Here is a 15,560-nt window from a genome sequence, read left to right as displayed (position 1 = left end):
GCCATTATCTTGATCGTCGGAAGAAGACCCTCGATTTTATCGACGGGATGAATTACGACATATTACAACAGCATACCCCAAATTGTAAAATTGTGCTATAATCTTACTTACAATGAGCAAGAATTGAATGCTTAACCTTACTTACAACTATAAGATAATTCCAACCAAAGAGCAGACAGAGAAGATCGAATTAAATTTAACTGTCTGCCAATCTGTTTGGAACTATGCTTTGGCTCAAAGAAAGCTTTGGTATAACAGTCGTAGTTGTCAGGTCAACGCTTGCTCTATTCGTTCTGAATATATTGTTGCTCCCTTTGAATATCCTAACTACCCTACTCAATCTGCCAATTTAACCCAAGCTAAAAAGACTAACGATTTCCTTAAGTCTGGTAATGCCCAAGCGATGCAGCAAACATTGCGGAAATTAGATCGGGCGTTTAACGACATGAAAAGCAAGGGACTAGGTTTTCCTCGCTTCAAAAGGAACATGAAGTCTTTTAATTTAGTTAGTAGCAGAATTGAAGTCAATGGTAACAAGCTAAAGATGCCTCTATTGGGGGAAGTTAAGTTTGTCAAGTCACGGGATATTCCAGAGGGTTTTAAGATCAAACAAGTTCAAGTAATCAAGAAAGCATCGGGTTACTATGTCAACTTAGCAATTGAGCTTGATGTTAATATCCCAACCCCAATACCTCATGGTCACGCTTTGGGGATTGATGTTGGGATTCAAAGTATGCTGGCAACTTCCGATGGTTTGATTCTTCCTAGGCCGAAGTTTTTAGATAAAGCACGGCGTAAGATTAAATTACTACAAAGAAGGCTTAAAAATAAAAACAAAGGGTCTAATAAATGGCAGAAACTACAGCATCGGATCGCTCTATTACATGAAGCCGTAGCCAACAGAAGAAAGGATTACCATTTCAAGTTAGCCCATCAACTCTGTGATGGAGTCGGGATGGTATTTGTTGAAGATATTAACTTCACAGCTTGGAGTAGGGGACTATTCTGTAAGCAATCTCTAGATATAGGTTTAGGTCAATTCTTTACTATCTTGCAATATGTTTGCTCTCAAACGGATACATATTTTGCCAAGGTCAATCCAGACTATACCTCTCAAGTTTGTCCTGAATGTGGAACCCATACAGGTCAGAAAGAACTCTCTCAAAGGGTTCACTCTTGCTCTGAATGTGGCTACACCGTGGATCGGGATGTTGCTGCTTCAATGATAGTAAAACAGCGTGGATTAACTGCGGTCGGTGCGCCCGTGGTCAAACAGCCCAGTAATGGCGTTCTGTCGGGGACTTCGGTCTAGATAAGAGTCTATATGGGAATCCCTCGCTTTCAGCGATGGGAGGTTCAATGTATGCAATACAAATTACTGATGACTCTCCAAAAACTGAATAAATCTGTTAGTCGGGAAGAGGGGGAATTAACGATTATTGACTCCTCCCGATTCCCGACTCCCGACTCCCGGACTTGTTCAGCAAGCCCTCTTTAGAGCGGGGGGAGTCAAACCTCTAAGGGGTGTTTCTGGCTAGCTAACTTCGCTAAGGCAAAACACAACAGGGCATTAAGAGCTAAAAACCCTTGAGCTAACAGACCTGCACCCAGTCCCCACACTTGAGGATTCATAAAAATGCTCACCGCGAGACAGGAAGCCACCCCTAACGCGCTGCCAATAGCGAACCATTTCCATTGAGGATGACCGAGAAACAGGGTGATTAAAATACCCGGAATTAGGACACTGGCAAATAAGGGGTTGAGCATAGTTCCCCCTTGAATAGCGGTTCCTAACTCAGGAATTGAACTCCCTAACACCCGGAACGGTGCTTGGGGGAGGTCAAAGACGTAGAAACCCCGCAGGAAGAATAACCCCGAACTCCCGGCAATTAGTCCACCCGTTAAAGACCAACTCCAAGCAAAGGGGAAATAGTTGCGTAACAGGAAGGCCAAGAGATAAGACCCAATGACCATGGCAATTTTCGGCAGGAGGGCAACGGCACCGCCATCAATCCAGAAGCGGGGGTTTAAGTAGCCGTTTTCACGCAACCATCGGAAGAAGTCTTTAAAGGTAATTTGTCCTTTGGCGGCCAGTTGGACGGCTTTTCCGGCGTTCAATTGTCCTGCTCCATAGTGATTAAAGGGGTCTTCTTCCACTTTCTGGGCGGACTCTTGGAGGATACTAAACACTTCGGCCGGGTCTTTAACCCCTGTAGCTTTGATTAGGGCGGCTACTCCGGCAACGTGGGGGGCGGCCATGCTGGTGCCTTGGTACTCGGCAAAGATGGCCTGATTAGTGCGCGGGTCGATGGTGTTTTGTAAGATTTTGCCGCCGTCACTGCCTCCGGGGGCGGCAATGTCTACCCCTGCCCCAAAGTTAGAGTAAGGGGCTTTGTTGCCCGCAGAATCGAGGGCTGAGACACTAATCACATGGGGATAGCGGGCGGGGTAGGAGGCGGAGTTCCGGCTTTCGTTTCCGGCGGCGGCGATGATGACCACGCCTTTGTTATAGGCGTAGTTGACGGCATCCTGCATGAGTTTACTTTCTCCCGGGCCGCCTAAACTCATGTTAATCACATCTGCGCCGTGGTCGGCCGCGAAGCGAATTCCTTCGGCGATGTCGGCGACGGTGCCACCTCCTTGGGCGCTGAGGACTTTAATCGGCATGATTTTGGCTTCGTAGGCGATGCCTGCCACGCCGTAGTTGTTGTTCGTAGATTGGGCAATGGTGCCCGCTACGTGGGTGCCGTGTCCTACGTCGTCGGTGGCTTCAACGCGCTTGTTTACGAAGTCGTAGCCTTGGACAAATTTGGTGTTTTTCAGGTCGGGAACTTGGGTGACTCCGGTATCAATGACGGCGACGGTGATTCCTTGGCCTTTGGTTTGGGCCCAGGCGGTTTCGATATTAATGGCGCGGAAGTTCCACTGTTTGGCGTAGTCGGGGTCGTTGGGGGTGAAAAAGCTGTGATAGACGTAGTTCGGTTCGATATATTCGGTTGTGTCTTTGATTCCGGCTTCTTTTAGGGTAGCGACGGTTTCTTTGTCGCCTTTTAGGATATAGATACGCTCGCCCTTCGAGAACTCGCTGTTGAGTTCTGGGGTTAGGTTATATTGTTTTGCGATCGCCTTTACCTGTTGTTCGACTTGTTCTTGGGGAATATCATTCCGGAAGTTTAAGATCAGGGAATCATATTCCCCCTGATTGGCTAAACCCTTAAACTGGGAGAGGGCAAACCCCAATCCAAGAATGAATAAGCAGCACAGTAGAAAGTTTTTCATAAGCTGAAGATAGGAAAGAAAGACAACAGCAGGGAGACAGCAAAAAGGGAACAGATGTTGTCTCGATCTGTCCCCTTCACCATAACCCAGATTTTTCTCTCTCACCAGTGAACGACTGCACCCACAAGGGGGTGGAGAATCTCCGGCAAATTCCTTCGCTGAGGATGGTCAACTAGCGGCTTCTGGCTACTGCATTTCCGGGACTGCGCACAATACGATAGTCGGGGTCAATCCAGCACAGAGGCAGGGGTTCTCCCGAAGGAAAGCGCAGATCCGCTTTAGGATAAATGCAAGGATCTTGCATTTCTTCCCCGGCATGAGAACGCCCCATAATTTCGGGCAAGCAAGGATCAAAGAGGTCTTCAATCCGCATCACTTCGATCAGTTCACAAGTAGGCTGATATTCCAAAAACATGATTTTCCCTCCCAATTCATCGGAAGTAGGCGATTCTACATTCCAAACGCGGCGCGATCGCACAATTAATTCATGATTACAAACCCATGATTACAAACTCTTTTTCGAGGGGACAACAGAAAACTGTGGAGAGGGAATAGAAACGTGATGTACTTGCTCTTCGACCAACTTAGACCCCTTCCGTATTAACCGCCCCATGTTATAGATGCTCAGTTATAGACACTCAAAAGACCAATCTAAGGGGTCATCAATCCCCTCTTGCTCTCCACCTGTGCTATTGTTTTTTTGGCTTTTGAATTGCAGTCGTTCTCCGTCAAGCCAAAGAAATGCGAACTACCCAACACTGAATCGAAGAGGACTAATCGCAGATGACTAATCCAAGACCACAGCGCGGGGCTTCCCCACGAGAACCTAAACCATGCCCTCCGGGTTTCTAACGAGAAACTCTTGACAGATATGTTGAGGCATTCTGTACATTCACTCTATCACAAGCCCAAGGATTCGAGAACCAATATGAAGAAACATGACGGGCGACCTTCTCTCTCGATAATTTGGGCTTGCTGAATAACTCTGCTCCGGGTGGGAAACAGGGAACAGGGGGAGCAGAGGAGCAGGGGAGAGGGGGGGAGGGGGAATAGTGGCTAGTGAATAGCCACAACTCTTTTCTTTTAGGGAACGGGGAACAGGGAACGGGGGGGGAGAGTTCCCGGACTCCCGATTCCCGACTCCCGACTCCCGACTCCCGACTCCCGACTACCCCTGTTCCCTGTTCCCTCAACCCCTAACTTTGGGTCTTAACTTGTCAAGATTGCCCATTGCCTTGAGGGACAACCCGTTCCACCTTCGCCCCTAATTGCTTCAACTTCGTCTCTAAATCATCATAACCTCGGTCTAAGTGGTGTAACCCTTGTACCAGTGTCTCCCCTTCTGCGGCCAAACCTGCCAACACTAGCGCGGCCGATGCGCGTAAATCCGTCGCCAACACGGGCGCACCGGAGAGGTGAGACACCCCGCGAATAATTGCGTTTTGCCCTTTGATGCGAATATCTGCCCCCATGCGGACTAATTCCGCCACATGACGCATCCGGTTTTCAAAAACCGTTTCCGTCACTACACTATTGCCCTCCGCCACCGTTAACAAGGCCATCAATTGGGCTTGCATATCCGTTGGAAACCCGGGATAGGGTAAGGTTTCAATGTCTGTGGCGCGCAATTCTCCGGGAATAATTCGCAGACGATTGGGACTGTCGAGAACAATTTTTGAGCCAATCTCTTGTAACTTCGCAATAACCGGGGTGAGGTGTTCGGGAATCACGGGAGAAATGCTAATTTCTGAGTGAGTGATAGCCCCAGCCACTAAGAACGTTCCCGCTTCAATGCGGTCAGGGATAATGCCATAGTCTACGCTGTGTAAATTCGGCACCCCAACAATAGTGATGGTATTAGTACCAGCGCCGCGAATTTTTGCCCCCATTGCCCGGCAGAAGTTCGCTAAATCTTCGACTTCCGGTTCTTGAGCGGCGTTTTCAATAATCGTCTCCCCATCGGCTAACGTGGCCGCCATCAGGAGGGTTTCTGTTGCTCCGACACTGGGATAATCCAGATAAATTTTCGCCCCCTTTAAACGCCCACCACTGCCGCGAATATCCGCATGAACGATGCCGTGTTCAATGTGAACTTCTGCGCCCATCGCTTGCAAACCCCGAACGTGGAGATCTACGGGTCTAGCACCAATGGCACAGCCCCCGGGTAAGGGAACCCGGGCGGTGCCTAAACGAGTCAGGAGAGGACCTGTCACAAAAAAACTCGCTCTGAGTTGAGAAACGAGATCGTAGGGAGCTTTGGAGGTGGAGAGATGACTGGTATCGAGTTCTAGGGTGTCATTATGCCTCTCTATTTTTACACCCAAGGCCTCTAGTACTTTTCGCATTTTGGCAATGTCGGCCAAGCTGGGGACATTCCGCAGGCGACAATGTTGGGGACAAAGCAAGGCACCGGCCATGATGGCAAGGACGGAGTTTTTCGCCCCGCTAATGTGAACATGGCCCGACAGGGGATGTTTGCCCCAAATTCTTAGGGACTCTAACTCAGTGTCAGGTTTGGTTTCACTGGGTTTTGGGCTGATTAAAGGGTTAATGGCTCTATTCTCCACGATCAACAAAGGGTTTGTGACGATTTTTGAATTTTTGGTTCTGATTGTACCTGAAAGATGGAAAATGTCTAGTCTTTTCGTTTTCTGGTTCTCTGTCAGATGCTGCATTATACTAAAAAGCTTTGGTCAAAACGGAATCTTTTTCTGAAAAAAAAAAATAATCAGCCTTGACAAGAGAGGGGAGGAGTGCAATAATACAAAATTGCGTGATTAATGCGGAACTGGCGGAATTGGTAGACGCGCTAGATTCAGGTTCTAGTGGGAGTTTATCCTGTGCGAGTTCAAGTCTCGCGTTCCGCATGAGAGAACTTAGCTCTAAATTAGGGTGAAAGGGGGGAAGAAGCTGATGTTGATTACCAGTTTGCAGAACCCCTTGATTAAGCAGTTGCGGAAGTTGCAGCAGAGCAAGTATCGTCGCCAAGAGAATTTGTGCCTGTTGGAGGGGACGAATTTGGTGGAGATGGCGAGTCAGGGGGGTTTACCGTTACAAACGGTCTGTTGTACTCCGACTTGGCAGGGGAAACATTCCCGATTGTGGGCTGTGCTGGAGCAAGGGACGGCGAGGCTGGAGGTGGTGAGTGAGGAGGTGTTGCGATCGCTCACTACAACGGTTAGTCCTGATGGGGTGCTTGCTACTTTACCCCGAGATCAAATCAGTCCTCCTCCTGTGGCGTTTCCCCGTTTAGGTGTGGTCTTGGAAACCCTACAAGATCCCGGCAATTTAGGCACAATTATCCGCACGGCGGCCGCTATTCCCAGTGATGGCCTGTGGTTGAGTGGGGATAGTGTAGACTTCGACAATCCGAAAGTGTTGCGCGCTTCGGCTGGCTTTATTTTTCAAGTGCCGATGGCCCGTTATGGGGATTTACCGCAACGGGTGCAAGCCTACCGACAACAAGGGGGACAGGTCATTGCTACTGTCCCCCAAGGGGATTTGTCCTATTGGGACATCGATTTTCAAAAACACACCCTGTTATTATTCGGCAATGAAGCGGCCGGACTCTCTGAGGACTTACTGGCGCAAAGTGATTTACAGGTCACTATTCCCTTGGCGGTGGGAGTGGAATCATTAAATGTTGCGATCGCCGCCGCTTTACTCCTCTATGAGGCCAAACGACAAACGACCAAACGATAAACAGCCAAACGATAAACATGGCGCTTATTCGTCCTCTTCCTTGAAATAGGCCTCTAAATCTTCCCCCGCTTCCTCCCATAAAGCCTCATCGGCCAGAGAAAGAGGCTCTTTGGGAGTAGGGGGAGGGGGGGGTTTAACCGATTTTTTGGGCTCCAGAATCTCTTTTAACTGCTCTAGGGATTGCTTAAAAGCCTGATCGGCATCATGACGAGGGTGATATTCATTCATTGTAAAACTTGGGGGTTGAGCAACTACGGGCGTTCTTTGCTTTTCTTTAACTCTAGATCCTCCTCTCTTAACATTCCCAGTTTTAAACCCATTTTCCCGGATCTTTGGGCTGAAGACAGAACAAAATCCACGCCAACTTAAGGTACAGCGTGGGATAGACTAGAATTTCCTAGCACTAAAATTCAGGATTCCCAGACTGTACCTGAAGTGTCGGTTTAGTCTTGGTTTTTTCCTGTGCATTGTACAATGTCCCTTGGGACTCCATGAAATAAAAGCAAGAATGTTATCTGTGAGTTGGGTGGCAACAGCGCAACCCAACAACTGAGCGCTAAAATCAGGAATTTCATCTGAAAACGTGAATTTAGAAGAACAAGAAGCCTTTCAAAAACACTATCAAGCGGGAAAAGTTGCCTTTGAACGCGGCCTTTATCGTGCCAGTATTGAGGCGTTAGAGGCCGCCTGTAGCCTAGTGCGGGGGACTTCTCGGCTGGGGGGAGAGGCGCAGATTTGGCTCGTCACGGCTTATCAAGCGGCCAATGAACAGGAAAAGGCGATCGCACTCTGTGAAAAACTCCTCCGTCACCCCTTCCCAGAAACCAGTAAACAAGCCAAACGCCTCCTCTACATCATCAAAGCACCCGCCTTAAAACGTCCTCCAGAATGGATGACCCAAATTCCCGATCTCCGTAACATCGAAGACAGTAAACCCGATAATCGCTATGTTCCCCTGCAAGAAAAACCCCGGATAAAAGTCAAAAAAGTTGAACCCGAACCTATTGATCCCAGTTTAATTAACCGCAAAGACAACAACTTTGTCACCTTGGCGTTAGTCCTTATTCTCTTAATTCTCCTCGGCTTTGCCTTCACTGGAAAAGTTTAAAATGAAAATAGCCACCTGGAACGTTAACTCAATTCGTAGCCGTCTCAGTATTGTGATCGACTGGTTAAAACAGAATCCTGTTGAGGTTTTATGCTTACAAGAAACCAAAGTGATTGACTCCGACTTTCCCCAAGAACCCTTTCAAGAAATCGGCTACTCTCTCGCCATTTCTGGACAAAAATCCTATAACGGTGTCGCCATTGCCAGTCAAACCCCTTTAACCGATCTCAAAATAGGCTTTTCTAGTATCCTGAACAGCGACGTTGCTACAGAATTAGACGCACAAAAACGAGTCATTAGCGGTCAACTGGGAGAGGTGAGAATTGTTAATCTATATGTTCCCAATGGTGCCGCTTTGGATAGTGATAAATATGACTATAAACTGCGCTGGCTTGCTACCTTAAAAGACTATTTGACCCATTTTGTCAAGGGTGAAAACACAGAAATTTGTGTCTGTGGGGACTTTAATATTGCCTTAGAAGACCGGGATATTTATAACCCCAAAGGCAAAGAAAAACATATTATGTCCTCCCCCCTTGAACGAGAAGCCCTAGAAAATGTCTTAGCATTAGGCTTAAAAGATGCCTTCCGCAAATTTAATTCAGAAGCCGGATATTTTAGTTGGTGGGATTATCGTCAAGGGGGATTTAGTCGTAATCGGGGATGGCGAATTGATCACCATTACTTAACCCCGAAACTGTACGAAAAAGCCCTAGCTTGTACCATCGACATTGAACCGAGAAAGTTAGAAAAACCCAGTGATCATACTCCCGTGATTGTTGAGTGGTGATCAGGAGAGAGGGGCAGCAGGGGAGAGGCAATCTCCCGACTCCCGACACCTTGACTTCTAACGTTGAGTCTTAACTGGTCAAGATTGCCTATTACCCCGACTACAATGTGACATCCTCCCGACACTGACATTTGCTACGCAACGCTTTGCGTTCACTTCGTGACGCTTTGCTACGCAACGCTTCGCGAACGTGAACGCGAACGTACAGTGCGGGGCTTCCCGACGATGAGCTAACGAACGACTAATTGCCCTTCTGTTGTAATGCCAATGGCACCATCTAACTTGGCATTTTCTAAATGAGTGCCAATTAAATTCGCCCCCACTAAGTAAGACCCAATTAATAGAGCGCTGGCCATATTGGTATTGAGAAGATTGGCATTAGAGAGGTTCGCATCGGTTAAATTAGCCCCCACCAAGTCCGCATCACTTAAATCAGACCGGACTAATTTTGCCTCACTTAAATCTGTACTTAACAGTTTAGCGGCCACAAGATTTGCTGTGCTGAGATTGGCTCCTCCGAGGTCGGCACTACTGAGATTGGCGCTGTTGAGTTTGGCCCCGATTAAGTTGGCTCCCACTAACTTAACCGCCCGTAAGTTCGCCTCACTTAAACTGGCATTGACGAGGTTCGCAAAGGTTAAATCTGTCCCGCTTAAATTAGTTCCGTTGAGGTTAGCATCAAACAGGTTAATTCCTTTAGCATCAGCCCCTCTGATGTTTGCCCGGGTGAGGTCTGTATTAACACAGTTAGCATAACTGAGGTCAGCCCCACTGAGATTAGCCCCACTGAGATTAGCCCCACTCAGGTTGGTGCAGAAGAGCGTCGCCCCACTGAGATCCGCCCCACTGAGATCTAAGTTACTTAAATTTGCGTGACTGAGATCCCCGCCTTGGCATTTTTTTGTTTCTAGTAGTCTTTCGATGTCTCCGTTTTGATCAACCATCGTGTTTTAAGGGGTCAGGTGCTTGTTCAATTTGCATTCTAGCAGGATTAGGGACGGTGATTCTGTCCTCCCTGAGAACCGCTCCCCTATTCTAAAGGAAAGTCTCGCTATCAGGACAAATTCAGATTCTACCATTGGGGATCTTGTTTTAACAGTTCTACGACAGCCTCACTGGGTAAGGGTTTGGAGAAAAAATAGCCTTGTCCAAATTCATAGTTTAAATGGCGCAGTTGATCCAGTTGAATGGCGGTTTCGATGCCTTCGGCGATCGCAGACATTCCCATTGCTTGGGTAATACTGAAAATGGCGGGGATTAAACCCAGTTTCTCGCGACTCCCATCAAGGGACTGAACAAAGGAGCGATCTACTTTGAGAATATCCACCGGGAAGGCGTGGAGATAACTCAGAGAGGAGTATCCTGTCCCAAAGTCATCAATACTCAAGGAAATATGTCTCGATTTGAGTTGCTGTAAGATACTTTGCGCCGAACGCTGATTATCCATAATTGTGCTTTCGGTGATTTCTAGTTTGAGGTGATGGGGGGAGAGTCCGGTTTCGGCTAAAATTTGATCCAGTTGTTGACAAAAGTCAACTTGTGTGAATTGGTGCGCTGTCAAGTTCACACTAATACTCATACTGTCATTAACTAGCCCCAGTTTTTGCCATTGTCGCAGTTGGGAACAAGCTTCTTTTAGCACCCACTGTCCCAAAGGAACAATTAACCCAGTTTCTTCGGTAATAGGGATGAATTGGGAGGGGGAAACTAACCCCCGGGTGGGACTATGCCACCGAATCAAGGCCTCGAACCCCTGAATTTTGCCACTTTTCAGGTGAACAATGGGTTGATAGTGGAGGAGAAACTCATTCCGGTTCAGGGCATAACGGAGTTCGGTTTCTAGGTTGAGGCGTTCTAAGGCGATCTGGTGCATGGTGGGGTCAAAGACGTGATAAGTCCCCCGTCCCCCTTCTTTGGCCCGATACATGGCGTTATCAGCATCCCGGAGTAAGTGTTCGGGTTGGTCGGCGTTGCGTTCGTGGAGGGTGCGGTAAGAGTCCCCAAAGACAATTCCAATACTAACGTTGGTGAAGACTTCGCATTCTTCGAGTTGGAAGGGATGCTCAAGGGATTCTAAGATGTTTTGGGCGACTTGGGTCGCGTGGTTTAGGTCGGGACTGTTGCCTAGGATAATGGCAAATTCATCCCCTCCTAAACGAGCTAGGGTATCTTCTGATTGTAAATGGGCTTGAATGCGACTGGCTAGGGCGACTAATAATTGATCCCCGACGCGATGACCAAGGGAGTCGTTGATTACTTTGAAGCGATCGCAATCCAGAAACAACACCGCGAAATGATAATCTGGATCTAAAGAAGCCCGGGTGATGGTATTTTGCAGACGCTGGGCTAATAACACCCGATTGGGTAAACCCGTGAGCGCGTCATGGAGTGCCATCTCTAGTAACTGGTGTTCAGCCTGTTTCCGTTGTTGAATTTCTAGTTCTAGTTCATGGACAACTGCCTGTAGTTGTTGGGTGCGTTCCTTGACTCGTTCTTCTAACCTACTGTTGAGTTCCCGAATTTCTGCTTCGGCCTGCTTTAATGACAATTGATGCTCAACTCGGGTTAAGACTTCTTCAATCTGGAATGGTTTCGTGATATAGTCTGCCCCTCCCACTTTAAAGGCATTGACTTTATCCATCACTTCATCTAGGGCGCTGAGGAAAACTACGGGAATCTGAGCGGTTTTCGGATCGGATTTTAGCTGTTGACAGACTTCGTAACCATCCATATTGGGCATCATGATATCTAAGAGGATGATGTCCGGAAGCATCGTCTGAACGGCCATGAGTGCCATTTTGCCGTTCCTCGCCTTGCGCACGTTATACCCATGCTGCATGAGCATCTGAGAGAGCAGACGGAGGTTCTCTGGCGTGTCATCAACAATTAAAATATCGCGCTGGGATGTCGAGATTGAGGAAGTCACCTGAGAAGGAAATGCACGAATAAGAGAACTAATCATATTTTTTTACAAAAACTTAATACTTCAGTCGTAGTTCTATTAGAACGTTAACTTTTATGAAATATCAAGTCTCTTTTGATACACAGTAACATTGATTACCGTAAAAGTTAGGGCAAGTTTGTGAAAATCCCGGTAAGACTTTTCGGCTGATGACTCTGCAACGAGAGCCTCAACAAAACAGGGGCGTTGGAAAACGCCCCTCTAGAATAAAAATTCAGAATCACAAGCAAGCTGTTTTTAAGCCAGTCCTTAACGCTAGTTCTTAAGGTCAACCCTTAGATGATTCGGGTTGGTTGTATCGATTAGTACACCTGATACAGTAGGGACTTATGCTTAAATTTTGAAGGCCTAAATTTTGAAGGCCTAAATTTTGAAGGCCTAAATTGTGACTTAATCTAGCGACCACGACGGGGTTTTGCTTTATTCACCCGCAAAGTCCGCCCCATCCATTCGGCCTCATCGAGACTGTCAATGGCTGAGGTTTCTTCGGCCTCTGTGTCCATATCGACAAAAGCAAAACCACGCTTGCGACCGGAATCACGATCTACGGGCATTTGCACCCGTTTCACGGAACCGTAGTCTGCAAAAACATTGTTGAGGTCATCCTCTGTCACGTCAAAGGATAAGTTACCAATATAAACTGTCATTCCTTACCTCTCTCTTGAGATCAAAACCAATTAAATGTGTGTAGAGATGGGAACTCGGAGGCAAGTCTACAAGAACGTTCACGAAACCGATGTAAAACACGAAACTGATGTAAAACTCCTGTCCTGCGATCGCATTACTTAACTGCCGATAACCTAGTCTCGCCATTCATTATAACATGGTTTCCCCAAGGAGTGGCAAGTCATTCTTGATATTCTCGGCGACTTGAGGATCTCTAGACTCAAAAGAGTCTAAGAGGGACAGGGGACACCCTTAATTACGATGTAGTCTGGTGGGGAGAGCTTCATAACACCAACGATCTCGCCCGGATTTTTTGGCTTGATACAAGGCTAAATCGGCCAGTTGAATTAACTCTTGGGGGCTGTAATTGCCTTGGGGGATTAAGCTGGCAATGCCTAAACTCAAGGTAATGTAGGGACGGACTGAGGAGGTTTTATGGGGAATTTGCAGTTGGTAGATGGCTTGTTGAATCCCTTGGGCAACGGCGATCGCACCCTGAATGGGGGTATTGGGTAAAATCACCGCGAACTCTTCCCCCCCGTAGCGAGCGAGGAGGTCTGTTTTGCGGTGAACCACTCGACTCGCGGCCTGACTGACTTCGTATAAACAGCGATCGCCTGCCGGATGACCATAACAGTCGTTATATTGCTTAAAGTGTTCTAAATCCCACAAAATCAAAGACAAGTATTCTCCCTTCTCTTGGGACACTTGCCAAATCTCTTGTAGGTACTGATCAAAATAGCGACGATTGGCAATTTGGGTTAAACCATCATAAGTCGCCAAGCGTTCTAACTCTCGATTGGCTTCTTGTAAAGCGGTTTCTGCCTTTTTCCGTTGTAACATTTCGCCTAACTGGGTCGCAACCACCTTGAGTAATTGACGGATTTGTTGCTCACTTCTGGGACTTGGGCTATTGATCGCGGGGATCTGATAAAAAAACATTAATACCGCTAACACATCGTCCCCCAAACAAATGGGCAAGGTGAGTCCATTCTGGAAATTCTCTAATTCGAGTAACTGGGAACAGATTGGATAATCCGGACAAGACTCATGGGAGACAGCATCAAACCAAATCATCTCCCGACTAGCGGCAGCCTGGCCAATTAATCCCTGACCTGTGGCAAAAGCTAGATTTTGCCGTAAGATGAACCAATCTTCCGCCACTGGATTGGGAGCATAATGGGCTTGACCATAAATCCAATGGGATTGATCCCGGTTGAGAATCCAAGCTTCTCCATAATCCCAGTGCAGGGTTTCACAGATGCGGGCTAAAATGGCTTCAAAGGCCGTCGATACATCTTGAGCCTGTGCGATCGCCTGACTGGCATCAAACAATAACTGTAGCTGTTGATTCTGATGTTCTAATTGCAATTGGAAATAGCGCAGACGCAGTTGATGTTCAATGCGTGCTAACACTTCCATTGGCTCAAACGGCTTGGTAATATAATCCACTCCCCCCACACTAAAGGCCATGATTTTGTCGATTACAGCATCTAAGGCACTGATAAACAAAATCGGCACATCAGAAGTCTGGGGTTCTGCTTTGAGTCGTTGACATATACTATAGCCGTCTAAATCGGGAATTTTGATATCCAGCAAGATTAAATCTGGGGGATGACTCAAGGCTGAACGAATCGCCATTTTCCCATTGGGGGCGACTCGCACTTTATAGCCTTCGTTCCCCAAAATCCGCGTCAACAAATTTAGATTTGCCGCCGTATCATCCACCACCAAAATACTATGATGATGGGGCAGAAAATCAGGTTTTGGGCATTGGGCAATTAACGGCTTTGTTCGGGTCATAAGTCGTTGATCCGCAACATCAGATTTCATCTTGTTTTAGCAGAACGTGAACAGAAACACTTGAGGTTCAATGATTACAGGCTAGGATCTCCTGTCATCTTAACGTAAGGTCTTTTGGATTGTTACTCATTGACTTCAGGGATAGCCCCGCGGCAAGTGTTATCTTTAGGTGCTATCACGATTCGCAAGGTACGGGGTAGTCCATCAGCATTGGGCTGAAAACCATGGATGAACCCTAGGGATCACTACAACAATAAGGCGGGTGATTTCCGATGGAACGGAAGAGTGCCTAAGAGGCTACCTCTTAAGGATGTCATACTCATGTGAAACACCCTACTACAGTGGCGAGACAGGGAATCTCCAGCCATTTTTTTAAAGTTAAACCACGGGGTAAAACCTATCAAAAAGCTGAGGTTCAATAGTCTACATAGTAGATTCATAATAACCCCTTAAACAGAGAATGATGAGAGCAACTATCAAGCGACTAAAAAGCTTGTTGGGCTAGCTACTATACAGATGAATAGTGTTAGCAAATAAGCGAAGGGAATAGATGTTAATACAATCGCTGTTAATACAATGAAAGTTAGCAAAATCTAAAATAGAAACGGTTCTTAAAAACAAAATCAGAAGCCAGCCACTCCTATTCTAACCCAAGTGAACCCAGAATGCTACATTTTTTCTAAACCTGTTACATGATCACGAATAATTCAAGCGTTAGCAATCCCTAATTTTACGGAGATGGCTTCCTGTTATCTTGAGGCGTTGAAGAGTCAGAAATATTGAGGGATTTTCTGAGCGACTCCCATTAGAGCGTTAGCTCATCGTCGGGAAGCCCCGCACTGTAAGAATGTCAGTGTCGGGAAGAAAGACGGTTAATTGAGGGGTTCGATGCCCCGAAAATTAACAAACAATTACTAGGGAGTGACGATTTATCCCTAGATATTGTATAATAGGTTCAGGTCAATCAGCTATTATTCGTGTTAAACCTCAACTATTGCTACAGAATTTATCCAGATGCCAGTCAAGAAAAAGAATTACTTGACTGGCTAGAAATCTGTCGAGGGGTATATAATTTGGTTTTCCCCGGTTTAAGAAATATGTTCAGTTTCGGTCGATTAACTTTCCTCAATTCAGGGAAAACCCTGTAACTGGATATCAATTGAGACTCCCTAAGCTAGGCTCTGTGGTCATTAATCTACACAGACCTATACCGGATGGATTTGGTGTCGGGAGGATGTCACGTTAAGCCC

Annotated in this window: 13 protein-coding genes, 1 tRNA gene and 1 pseudogene; 6 read left to right on the top strand and 9 right to left on the bottom strand. The window is 46.9% G+C overall.

The window, feature by feature from the left end; all coding sequences use genetic code 11:
* Nucleotides 1-127: 127 nt before the first annotated feature.
* Entirely contained in the window at nt 128-1,312 is a 1,185-nt protein-coding gene (locus SPI9445_RS0101515; protein ID WP_017302947.1) for an RNA-guided endonuclease InsQ/TnpB family protein, read from the top strand.
* Nucleotides 1,313-1,509: 197 nt separating this feature from the next.
* On the opposite strand, the gene SPI9445_RS0101510 is transcribed toward SPI9445_RS0101515, so the two are convergent.
* From SPI9445_RS0101510 to murA, 3 genes are all read right to left on the bottom strand, one after another.
* Complete coding sequence (locus SPI9445_RS0101510) at nt 1,510-3,279, bottom strand: S8 family peptidase (protein WP_026079446.1); 1,770 nt, start codon at nt 3,277-3,279, stop codon at nt 1,510-1,512.
* Between the two features lie 172 nt (nt 3,280-3,451).
* Nucleotides 3,452-3,694: a hypothetical protein gene (locus SPI9445_RS0101505; protein WP_017302945.1), complete on the bottom strand. Its 243-nt coding sequence runs from the start codon at nt 3,692-3,694 to the stop codon at nt 3,452-3,454.
* Between the two features lie 802 nt (nt 3,695-4,496).
* Nucleotides 4,497-5,855 carry a UDP-N-acetylglucosamine 1-carboxyvinyltransferase gene (murA, locus tag SPI9445_RS0101495; protein WP_017302943.1) on the bottom strand — a complete coding sequence of 453 codons (1,359 nt, stop codon included), beginning with the start codon at nt 5,853-5,855 and terminating at the stop codon, nt 4,497-4,499.
* A 206-nt stretch (nt 5,856-6,061) separates the two neighbouring features.
* On the opposite strand from murA, the gene SPI9445_RS0101490 reads away from it, so the two are divergent.
* A tRNA-Leu gene (locus SPI9445_RS0101490) sits at nt 6,062-6,146 on the top strand.
* Nucleotides 6,147-6,192: 46 nt separating this feature from the next.
* A complete protein-coding gene (locus SPI9445_RS0101485) occupies nt 6,193-6,981 on the top strand; it encodes a TrmH family RNA methyltransferase (protein ID WP_017302942.1) in 789 nt (262 codons plus the stop codon).
* A 24-nt stretch (nt 6,982-7,005) separates the two neighbouring features.
* On the opposite strand, the gene SPI9445_RS0101480 is transcribed toward SPI9445_RS0101485, so the two are convergent.
* Nucleotides 7,006-7,209 carry a hypothetical protein gene (locus tag SPI9445_RS0101480; RefSeq protein WP_017302941.1) on the bottom strand — a complete coding sequence of 68 codons (204 nt, stop codon included), beginning with the start codon at nt 7,207-7,209 and terminating at the stop codon, nt 7,006-7,008.
* Between the two features lie 355 nt (nt 7,210-7,564).
* On the opposite strand from SPI9445_RS0101480, the gene SPI9445_RS0101475 reads away from it, so the two are divergent.
* Both SPI9445_RS0101475 and xth read left to right on the top strand, forming a co-directional pair.
* Nucleotides 7,565-8,089, top strand: a complete 525-nt coding sequence (locus SPI9445_RS0101475; protein ID WP_017302940.1) for a hypothetical protein — start codon at nt 7,565-7,567, stop codon at nt 8,087-8,089.
* Between the two features lies 1 nt (nt 8,090).
* Nucleotides 8,091-8,879, top strand: a complete 789-nt coding sequence (gene xth, locus SPI9445_RS0101470; protein WP_017302939.1) for an exodeoxyribonuclease III — start codon at nt 8,091-8,093, stop codon at nt 8,877-8,879.
* A 230-nt stretch (nt 8,880-9,109) separates the two neighbouring features.
* On the opposite strand, the gene SPI9445_RS0101465 is transcribed toward xth, so the two are convergent.
* The 5 genes from SPI9445_RS0101465 to SPI9445_RS23890 form a co-directional block, all read right to left on the bottom strand.
* Complete coding sequence (locus tag SPI9445_RS0101465) at nt 9,110-9,823, bottom strand: pentapeptide repeat-containing protein (protein ID WP_017302938.1); 714 nt, start codon at nt 9,821-9,823, stop codon at nt 9,110-9,112.
* 128 nt (nt 9,824-9,951) lie between these two features.
* The gene (locus SPI9445_RS0101460; RefSeq protein ID WP_052646615.1) at nt 9,952-11,841 is read right to left on the bottom strand and encodes a two-component system response regulator; all 1,890 of its coding nucleotides are present in this window, start codon (nt 11,839-11,841) and stop codon (nt 9,952-9,954) included.
* Between the two features lie 395 nt (nt 11,842-12,236).
* Entirely contained in the window at nt 12,237-12,488 is a 252-nt protein-coding gene (locus tag SPI9445_RS0101455) for an RNA recognition motif domain-containing protein (RefSeq protein WP_017302936.1), read from the bottom strand.
* Nucleotides 12,469-12,654 (bottom strand): hypothetical protein, encoded by a 186-nt coding sequence (locus tag SPI9445_RS30235; protein WP_164674446.1) that lies wholly within the window; start codon nt 12,652-12,654, stop codon nt 12,469-12,471. The genes SPI9445_RS0101455 and SPI9445_RS30235 overlap by 20 nt, the downstream gene beginning before the upstream one ends.
* Before the next feature lie 105 nt (nt 12,655-12,759).
* On the bottom strand, nt 12,760-14,340 hold the full coding sequence (locus SPI9445_RS23890) for a diguanylate cyclase domain-containing protein (protein ID WP_017302935.1): 1,581 nt from the start codon (nt 14,338-14,340) through the stop codon (nt 12,760-12,762).
* A gap of 947 nt (nt 14,341-15,287) precedes the next feature.
* Between SPI9445_RS23890 and SPI9445_RS29035 the strand changes: the two are divergent.
* A pseudogene (locus SPI9445_RS29035) lies at nt 15,288-15,538 on the top strand (helix-turn-helix domain-containing protein); the annotation flags it as partial.
* Nucleotides 15,539-15,560: the final 22 nt, after the last annotated feature.

It is taken from the genome of Spirulina subsalsa PCC 9445, from assembly GCF_000314005.1.
Classification (GTDB): Bacteria; Cyanobacteriota; Cyanobacteriia; order Cyanobacteriales; family Spirulinaceae; genus Spirulina_A; species Spirulina_A subsalsa.
This window is presented reverse-complemented; position numbering and strand designations above follow the sequence as displayed.